The sequence below is a fragment of the Streptomyces odonnellii genome (assembly GCF_000981895.1).
GTDB classification, from domain to species: Bacteria; Actinomycetota; Actinomycetes; order Streptomycetales; family Streptomycetaceae; genus Streptomyces; species Streptomyces odonnellii.
The window spans coordinates 19,816-27,190 of the sequence record NZ_LATD01000297.1 but is presented as its reverse complement, the minus strand read 5'-3'; the positions used below and the strand labels follow the sequence as shown (position 1 = coordinate 27,190).

General features: G+C 72.9%; 4 protein-coding genes. 3 read left to right on the top strand and 1 reads right to left on the bottom strand.

Annotated features, from left to right (window positions below; translation table 11 throughout):
• Nucleotides 1–132: 132 nt before the first annotated feature.
• Nucleotides 133–1,761, bottom strand: a complete 1,629-nt coding sequence (locus WH07_RS25750) for an ABC-F family ATP-binding cassette domain-containing protein (RefSeq protein WP_046504700.1) — start codon at nt 1,759–1,761, stop codon at nt 133–135.
• A gap of 145 nt (nt 1,762–1,906) precedes the next feature.
• Here WH07_RS25750 and WH07_RS25745 point away from each other — a divergent pair, with 145 nt between their 5' ends.
• The 3 genes from WH07_RS25745 (at nt 1,907) to WH07_RS36390 (ending at nt 7,327) form a co-directional block, all read left to right on the top strand.
• Entirely contained in the window at nt 1,907–2,770 is an 864-nt protein-coding gene (locus tag WH07_RS25745; protein ID WP_046504697.1) for a hypothetical protein, read from the top strand.
• Between the two features lie 353 nt (nt 2,771–3,123).
• Nucleotides 3,124–4,212 carry a mannose-1-phosphate guanylyltransferase gene (gene manB, locus WH07_RS25740; RefSeq protein ID WP_046504695.1) on the top strand — a complete coding sequence of 363 codons (1,089 nt, stop codon included), beginning with the start codon at nt 3,124–3,126 and terminating at the stop codon, nt 4,210–4,212.
• A gap of 22 nt (nt 4,213–4,234) precedes the next feature.
• Nucleotides 4,235–7,327, top strand: a complete 3,093-nt coding sequence (locus tag WH07_RS36390) for a glycosyltransferase family 2 protein (protein ID WP_052744563.1) — start codon at nt 4,235–4,237, stop codon at nt 7,325–7,327.
• Nucleotides 7,328–7,375: the final 48 nt, after the last annotated feature.

Genomic DNA, 7,375 nt, shown 5'->3' with positions numbered 1-7,375 from the left:
CCCCCGGGTCCTCAATCGCCGGACGGGCTTGTTTTCTTCCGGCGTTTGAGGACCGGGGCTCGGGGTGCGCCCCGGTTTCGGGAAGGGGCGGGGTGGGGAACAGGCCCGCCGCAGGCGCACCCACCGCCCCGTCTACCGCGCCCGCTCCACCCTCCGTTCGTCCCAGACCGGCTCCGGCGTCTCACGGACCACCCCGTCCGAGCCGAACACCAGATACCGGTCGAAGGACCGCGCGAACCAGCGGTCGTGGGTGACCGCCAGGACCGTGCCGTCGTACGCCTCAAGTCCCTCCTGGAGGGCCTCCGCGGACTCCAGGTCCAGGTTGTCCGTCGGCTCGTCCAGCAGCAGCGCCGTCGTCCCCGCCAGCTCCAGCAGCAGGATCTGGAAGCGCGCCTGCTGCCCGCCGGAGAGCTTCTCGAACGGCTGGTCGCCCTGGCGCTCCAGCTCGTACCGGCGCAGCACGCTCATCGCGCCGCCCCGGTCCTTCGCGTGCTCGGTCCACAGGATGTCGACCAGGGTGCGCCCCAGCAGCTCCGGGTGGGCATGGGTCTGGGCGAAGTGTCCCGGTACGACCCTGGCGCCCAGTTTCCACACCCCCGTGTGCCGGACGTCCTGCCCGGCGAGCAGCCGCAGGAAGTGGGACTTTCCGGAGCCGTTCGACCCGAGGACGGCGACCCGCTCCCCGTAGTAGATCTCCAGCGAGAACGGCTTCATCAGACCGGTCAGCTCCAGGCCCTCGCAGGTCAGCGCCCGTACCCCGGTCCGGCCGCCGCGCAGCCGCATCGTGATCTCCTGCTCGCGCGGCGGCTCCGGCGGCGGCCCCGCGTCCTCGAACTTCTTGAAGCGCGTCTGCATGGCCCGGTAGCGCGAGGCCATGTCCGGGCTGATCGCCGCCTGCTGCCGCAGCCGGTGCACCAGCGCCTTCAGCCGGGCGTGCTCCTCGTCCCAGCGCCGCTTCAGCTCCTCGAAGCGGGCGAAGCGCTCCTTGCGTGCCTCGTGGTACGTGCCGAAGCCGCCGCCGTGCACCCAGACGTCCGAGCCGGCCGGACCCGGCTCCACGCTCACGATCTTCTCGGCGGCCCTGGCCAGCAGCTCCCGGTCGTGGGAGACGAAGAGGACCGTCTTACGGGTCTCCTTGAGGCGTTCCTCCAGCCAGCGCTTGCCCGGTACGTCCAGATAGTTGTCGGGCTCGTCGAGAAGCAGCACCTCGTCGGGGCCGCGCAGCAGCGCCTCCAGCACCAGCCGTTTCTGCTCGCCGCCGCTCAGCGTGCGCAGCTCGCGCCACTGCGCCTTCTCGTACGGGACGCCGAGCGCGGCCGTGGTGCACATGTCCCAGACCGTCTCGGCCTCGTAGCCGCGGGCCTCCGCCCAGTCACTGAGCGCCTGCGCGTACCGCATCTGCGCGGCCTCGTCGTCCACGGTCATGATCGCGTGCTCGGCCGCGTCGACGGCCGCCGCGGCCTCCCTGATCCGTGGCTGCGCGACCGAGACCAGCAGGTCACGGACCGTACGCTCATCGCGCACCGAGCCCACGAACTGCGACATCACGCCCAGCCCGCCGCTGACCGTGACCGTGCCGCCGTGCGGCTCCAGCTCCCCCGCGATCAGCCGGAGCAGTGTCGTCTTGCCCGCGCCGTTGGCGCCGACGAGGGCGACGACGGCGCCCTCCCCGACCCGGAACGAGGCGTCGCCGAGCAGCACCCGTCCGTCGGGGAGGTAGTACTCCAGGTGCGCGGCCTCAAGATGTCCCATGGTGCGCATTGTCGGGGCAGCGGGCCCCTGGGCCCAATCGTTTTCCGGTTCGTGACCGTTCGGCCCGGTCCGCGTTTTCGCCTGTGCTCCTTCCCCGCGAGCTGTTCCCGCTCCGGGGCACAACACCCGCGCGGGCGGCCTTAAACTGCGCGGCATGAGCTTTGGGCAGGGGGGACCCTGGGGCGGCCCCGGACAGGACCCGTACGGAACGCAGACACCGGACTGGGCGGCGCTGGCGGACGCATCGGCCGCCCGGGCCCGCCGCAAGCGCTGGCTGATGATCGGCGGCGGGGTGCTGGCGACCGCCGCGGTCGGCGCAATCGTGGCAACCGCGGTCGTCTCCATGAACCGCGGCGACGACCGGGCCTCGGACAGCGCCGCCACCGAGCTGCCCACCGCCCCCGAGCTGCCGAGCGAGAGCGCGGCGCCGGAGCCGACCTTCTCCTCGGTCGATCCGCTGCCCCCGCCGGACCCGCAGGACTTCATCGCCAGCGCCGACAAGGACAGGGCGCCGCTGAGCGCGGAAACCCTGTTCCCCGGCGGCAAGTTGACGATGGGCGACCGCGTCTACCAGAAGGGCGCGACGGCCCGTACGACCAACTGCGCCGCCGCCGCGCAGGGCGCGCTCGGCTCCATCCTCGCCTCGAACGGCTGCGACCAGGTCATACGCGCCACCTACAGCAAGGACGGGGTGGCGGTGACCGTCGGTGTCGCGGTCTTCGAGAAGGAGGCGCAGGCGCTGAAGGCCAAGGAGGAGGCGGAGGACGGTATCGCCTCGCTCTCCGGGGACGGCGTCCCGGTCTTCTGCCGGGCCCCCTCGGTCTGCCGCAAGGTCACCAACTCCATAGGCCGGTACGCGTACTTCACCGTCGGCGGCTTCACCAGCGGCAAGGACGTCACCGAGTCGGACAAGAACGTGTACACCACCGGTGACGACATAGCCGAGTTCACCTTCCGGCAGATCCTCGGCCGGGGCCGCGCCCAGGCCTCCGCGGCGGCCACGGCCCCCGCGACCTGACGCCCCGCCGCACGATCCCCGCACCGCCCGGCAGGGAAACCGCAGAAGAAACCCGGCACAACGCACCCGGTGCAAGACACCCGGCACAGACATCACACACAACAGGCCCTAATCGCGCGTATCTTCGCATTCGGCCTTCGCGAACCGCCCACATGTGCCACGATGTGGCTTCTGTCGGCCTCCGCAGAACGGGTACCGGGGGGTGCCCGGGCCGTGTCGGACACGGCCTGGCGGCCGACGGGCCAATGAAGGCGTTGGGGGGGACCCGGAGCCGGGCCGGACGCGCGAGGAGGCGTGCCCGGCCGCGCCCGTCTGTTCCGCCCCGTCCCGCGGGGGAAGGCGGAGCACACCGTATGACCGAGGCGATCCTTCTCGTCGGTGGCCGGGGAAGCCGGCTCCGGCCGCTGACCAGCCACACTCCCAAGCCGCTGCTTCCCGTGGCCGGCGTCCCGTTCCTCGCCCATCAGCTCGCGCGCGCGGCGGCGGCCGGGATCACCCGGGTCGTCTTCGCCACCTCGTACCTCGCCGAGCTGTTCGAACCGTACTTCGGCGACGGCGCCCGGTTCGGACTGTGCCTGGAGTACGAGACCGAGGCCGAGCCGCTGGGCACCGGCGGCGCGATCCGCAACGCGGCCCGGCGGCTGCGCGGCGGGCCCGAGGAACCGGTGCTGGTGTTCAACGGGGACATCCTCTCCGGACTGGACATCGCCGCCCTGCGCGAGGGCCACCGCGCGTCCGGCGCGGCGGTCACGCTGCATCTGACACAGGTGCCCGATCCGCGCGCCTTCGGCTTGGTGCCGACCGACCCGGACGGGCGGGTGCTGGCCTTCCTGGAGAAGCCCGAGTCGCCCGAACAGATCGTCACCGACCAGATCAACGCGGGCTGTTATGTCTTCACCCGCTCCGTCATCGACCGGATCCCGGCGGGCCGGGCGGTGTCCGTGGAGCGCGAGACCTTCCCCGGGCTGCTGGCCTCGGGCATCCCCGTCCGGGGCGTGGTGGACGACACGTACTGGCTCGACCTGGGCACCCCGGCTGCCTTCGTCCAGGGCTCCGCCGATCTCGTACGCGGGATCGTGCACTCCCCCGCGCTGCCGGGACCGGCCGGCGAGGCCCTCGTCCTGCCCGGCGCGCGGGTGCATCCGCGGGCGGCGCTGGCCGGCGGGACCGTGATCGGCGAAGGGGCGGAGATCGCCGAAGGTTCGGTGGTCGAGGGCAGCGTCGTGCTGCCGGGCGCCAGGATCGCGGCCGGGGCCCTGGTCCGGCGCAGTGTGATCGGCCGGCGGGCCGCGGTCGGCGCGGACAGCAGCCTGGACGCGGTGGTCGTCGGGGACTGCGCACGGATCGGCGCGGGCAACGAACTGCCCTCCGGCCTCCGGATCGACTGCGGGGCCGTGGTGCCGGCCCGCGTAAAGTCTGTGCGGCACGTAGAGAAACGGTGAGCGACACGAAGGTGTGGGGCGGATGACGGTCAAAGTCACGGTGGTGGTCCCGACGTACAACTCGGGCAGCCATATCGAGCCGCTGGTCGACTCGATGCTCCGGCAGACACTGCCCGGTTCCGAGTTCGAGGTGCTCTTCGTCGACGACGGTTCGACCGACGGCACGCCCGACCGGCTGGCGGCGCTCACCGCCGAGCACCCCCACTTCCGTATGACCCGCATCCCCAACTCGGGCTGGCCCGGCAAGCCCCGCAATGTCGGTGTGGAGCAGGCGAACGGTACGTACGTCCAGTTCGCCGACCACGACGACCGGCTGACGCCCGAGGCGCTGGAGCGGCTGTACGGAATGGCGCACCGCAACGGCTCGGACATCGTGATCGGCAAGGTCGCCAGCAACTTCCGCAGCAGGGGCGTGCCGTACGGCCTGATGAGCCGCACCCGCGAGAGCTGCACGGTGTGGGACGCGCCGCTCATCGACAGCCTCACCCCGCACAAGATGTTCCGTACGGCGTTCCTGCGCGAGCACGGCATCGTGCACCCCGAGGGGCCCTGGATCCTGGAGGACCAGCTCTTCATGGTCCGCGCCTATCTCAAGGCGTCCGTCGTCTCCGTACTCGGCGACTACGTCTGTTACTCGTACTGGGCACGCGAGGACGCCGAGAACGCGGGCACCTCGGCGATGGACCCGCGGTGGTACTACGGGAATCTCCGCCAGATCATGGCGACCGTCGTCGAGGGCACCGAGCCGGGAGCGCGGCGCGACCGGCTGCTGCGCCGCTTCTACCGGGTGGAGATGCTGCACCGGCTGGGGGTGCCGCCGAGCGGTCTGCTGATCGACCCGCCGTTCCGCGACGATCCGTACGAGGTGGTGCGCGAACTGGCCGAGGAGTTCATGACGGACGGGGTGCACCGGGGGCTGGCCGCCGTACCGCGCACCAGATCGGAGCTGCTCCGGCGGGACAGACCGGCGGAGCTGACCGAGTTCACGCGCCGCCAGGCGGATCTGGTGGCCCGCTGCGCGGTCGCGGAGCCGCGATGGAACCGCGACCGGTTCAAGGCCGCCTTCAGCGCCCGTTTCGAGGGCGGCCCCGACGGCACGGGGCTGCTGCTGGCGCGGCGCGGCGAGCGGTACTTCCTCGCTCCCGCCCTGACCGACGGGATCCTCACCGAGCCCGTCGAGGTGACCGGTGAACTGAAGAGCTTCCGGGCGGATGTGCTGCTGCAGCATACGGAGAGCGCGCATGTGTGGGTCGTGCCGTGCGAGACCTCTCTGGTGCTCGAAGAAGAACCGGGCGACGACGGAGACGACGGAACCGTGCTGGTACGGCCCGTCGTGACCGGCACCTTCGCCGTCGACCCGCTGCGCGGGGCGGGCGGCGCTCCGCTGGGCGAGGGCGTGTGGGAGGTACGGATCCGGCTCATGGGCGCCGGGTTCGACCGGTACGCGCGGGCCGGCGAGAGCACCGCGCCCGGCGGCATCGGCCTGCCCGCGCCGGAGATCCTGGGCGGCCATGGGACCGGCCATGAGATCGCCGCCGCGCTGGACGGCGAGGGGCTGGCCCTGACCGTACGCGCCACCGACGCGGCGCCCGGCCCCCGGCCGCCCAAGGTCAGCGTCGTCGTCCCCACCGCCGGGGCCGACCCGGAAGCCGTCGCGTCCACGCTCGCCTCGCTGACCGCCCAGACCCTGCCCGCCCGGGACATCGAGGTGATCCCGGTGGACGCGGCCCCGCCCGGCACGGAACCGCGCAACGCCGGAGCCGACACCGCCACCGGCTCGTACGTCCTGTTCATGGAGCCGGGTGACCGTCTGACCGCCGACGCCCTGGAGCGCATGTACGCGTACGGCATCGAGCACGACGCCGACATCGTCGCCGGGAAGCCCGCCGGCAAGGGCCGCCCGGTGCCGCGCGAGCTGTTCGTACGGGACCGCCCACGCGCCACGCTCGCGAAGGACCCGCTGGCCGACAGCCTGACCCCCGACAAGCTCTTCGACCGCGCCTTCCTCACCCGGCACGGCCTCCGCTTCCCCGAGGGCCGCCCACTGGCGGGGCAGGCGTTCACGGCCGAGGCGACGCTGCGGGCGGGGCGTACGGCAGTCCTCGGGAGCCGTGTCTGCTACCAGTACGGGCCGCCCCGCGCCGACGGCATGCCCGTACCGCCCGGCGCGTTCTACGGCGCGCTGGGCGGGCTTATGGAGAGGGTCGACGCGCTCACCGGGCCCGGCGCGGCGCGGGACCGGCTGCACCGGCGCTGGCTGCGGGTGGAGATCCTGGACCGGCTGAGCGGCAAGCGGCTGCTCGATCTGGACGACAACGCCCGGCGCGAGCTGTTCTACGAGATCCGCAAGGTCGTCGTGCACCGCGTCTCGCCCACGGCCGTGGCGGGGCTGCCCCTCGCGCGCCGGCTGGCCGTCGGGCTGATCACCGACGACCGCCCCGAGGAGCTGACGGAGCTCGCCCGCTGGGACGCCTCGGTCGCCTGCCGGGCCCGTCTGGACGCGCTGTCCTGGGACGAGGGAGGCGCGCTCCGGGTCGCCTTCACCGCCGAGCTGCTCGCCGCGGAGGGCCTCTTGGGTCTCACCACCACAGGCGGAGGCGAACCGGCCCTCAGCCCGGCCGGCCTCTCCCCCGCCCTGCTGGAGCGTTTCGCCCACGAGCCGCTCACCGGCGGGGCCGCACCCGGCAAGGCCACCGCTGTCCTCGTGCTGCGCGAGCGCGCGGGCGGCGCCGAACACCGCCTGCCCACCGACATCACCGTCCGCCACGAGGACGGCGCGCTGAGTGTCGCAGGGACCGCGCTCCTCGATCCCGCCACCGCCGTGGACGGGGCACCGCTCGGCGACGGCGTCTGGGACCTGTACGTACGGTTCACCGCGCTCGGCTGGACCAAGACCGCCCGGCTCGGCGCGCTGCGCGGCCCCGGCGTCCCCGAGCGGCTCGCGCCCGTACCGCACCCCACCGCGCCGGACCGCCGGATCACGCCGTACTGGACCAATCCCCAGACCGATCTCTCGCTGCGGGTGGCGGTCCCCAAGGCGCCGAAGCCGCCCGAGCCCGCGCAGCCGAAGCCGGGGCTGCTGCGGCGAGTGGCCCGGCGCCTGCGCCGCCCCTGAACCGTCCCGCGACCGGCACCGGCACCGGCAGGTCCGATCCGCCGGCCA

Excerpts from the sequence above, each read along its gene's own strand:
- WH07_RS25750 (WP_046504700.1), bottom strand. The coding sequence starts at position 1,761 with ATGCGCACCATGGGACATCTTGAGGCCGCGCACCTGGAGTACTACCTC.
- WH07_RS25745 (WP_046504697.1), top strand. The coding sequence starts at position 1,907 with ATGAGCTTTGGGCAGGGGGGACCCTGGGGCGGCCCCGGACAGGACCCG.
- manB (WP_046504695.1), top strand. The coding sequence starts at position 3,124 with ATGACCGAGGCGATCCTTCTCGTCGGTGGCCGGGGAAGCCGGCTCCGG.
- WH07_RS36390 (WP_052744563.1), top strand. The coding sequence starts at position 4,235 with ATGACGGTCAAAGTCACGGTGGTGGTCCCGACGTACAACTCGGGCAGC.